The organism is Paenibacillus sp. 01T442, assembly GCF_056398345.1.
Window position 1 is genome coordinate 1 of sequence record NZ_JBFTPF010000188.1, and the last position, 1,746, is coordinate 1,746.

General features: G+C 34.4%; 2 protein-coding genes. Both read left to right on the forward strand.

What is annotated here, in order from left to right:
- On the forward strand, positions 1-1,334 hold a 1,334-nt coding region (locus AC1DLM_RS35275), incomplete at its 5' end, for a response regulator transcription factor (protein WP_477572611.1).
- A 17-nt stretch (positions 1,335-1,351) separates the two neighbouring features.
- The coding region (locus AC1DLM_RS35280) for a CHASE3 domain-containing protein (protein ID WP_477572612.1) at positions 1,352-1,746 on the forward strand (395 nt) is incomplete at its 3' end.

Genomic DNA, 1,746 nt, shown 5'->3' on the forward strand with positions numbered 1-1,746 from the left:
CCAGTGTCCATAAAGCATTTGATTTTATCTGTGAGGATCGTCCTGATTTGGTTTTTACAGACATAAGAATGCCTGAGATTTCTGGCCTTGATCTTATGAGAAAGACCAAAGACATGGGATTGGATGTAGACTTTGTTGTTGTAAGCGGTTTCGCGGAGTTTGCATATGCGCAGGAAGCCCTAAGGTATGGTGCGCTGGATTATTGCCTAAAACCTTTAGATATTGAGATGGCAGATCCATTAATAGAGAAACTGGCGTTGCATTTTTCTACTAAGAGAAGTATGAAAAATAATCAGATCTTAGAGGCACTAACCTCATCGKATAAAAGTGAATTGAATCGTTTAACTCAGTTATTTGATCAATCAACGGACGACTACTTCCGTGTATTTATCATGTATTCAAATGGTGAGAAAAAGCATGATCTTGACATAAGTGCTTTCAATTTTAAACCTACATTGGAAGTTAATTTAGGATCAAGAAAAACTTTATATATTCTCAAAAGTGACAACAGAACGGATTTGGATGTTAGTTTCGATTCAGCCGTATTCATTGACTTAGATATAAAAACGGTAGGAATCAGTAGCATTTCTAACCAGTATGACCATATGGCCAAGCTTATTAAAGAAGCAGATATCGCAGCGTCAACCGTATTTTTAAATGAAGCCAATGGTATTTTTGAATATGAACAAAAGCTTAATTTGGTTAAGCCGTATATAGATGGTATTTGCTCTATTATTCAAGAGAAAAAGTTTGAAGAAATGGACGACATTATGGATAGACTCCTATATTTCTTTGATCACAATAAGTTAGGGATGGGAGAGGTCGTTTATTTATGGAATCAAGTGGTGAGTAGCTTGGTTGGCAGTTACTACGAAGAGCTAAAAGACATGGAACTTGATTTCCTGAATTACTCTGAACTGAAGGAGCGTTTTGAAACCTTTGAGTCATTGTGCAGTTTTTTATTTGACATTATGACGTACATAAAGCAACTGAACTATCAATCTGGGAATGAAGGGGATAAAAACTCCTATTTTGCCCAAATGGTGAAATACATCGACACTAATTTTCAGAGCGAGCTTTACCTTAAAGATTTATCTGTGAAGTTTTTAATCAATCAAGTCTATTGTTGCCAACTATTTAAGAAGAATTTGGGTAAAACTTTTTCAGAATATGTCACTGATTTGAGGATCAAGAAAGCTTGTGAGCTTTTGAAACATACCGAATTGTCCATTGATGAAATTGCAGCAAAAGTAGGCTATATGGATTACTATTATTTCAACAAAGTATTTAAGAAACAAAGTGGGATTACGCCTACGAAGTTCAGAAAGAGTTGAGGGTCGGAGTGAGGAATTTGCAGATTAGTAGACTGAAACTAAAGCATCAGATATTACTTATATTTTTATTTTCGGTTATCATTTTCTCAATAATGGAGTTTTATTCCTATAATAGTTTCTATAATCTGACGCAGAACAGAGCTGCGAATTATGGGAATAAGATCATTGAACAAACAAGCCAAAAGATAAATTCCGTTTTTAATGATATAAAAGTTAGTACCAAAATAGCTGTTGATAATAAAAAGATACAAGAATTTACGATCGCTGATGATGATTATAAGCGGAGTTTTGATATAGGTACATATGTAATTGAACTTATGGAATATATGAGATCCTTTAATTCCTATGTGAATGGCATTGTTATTAATGATAATCAAGGACGACGAGTCCATAGTACTGGAAACGGTGATAT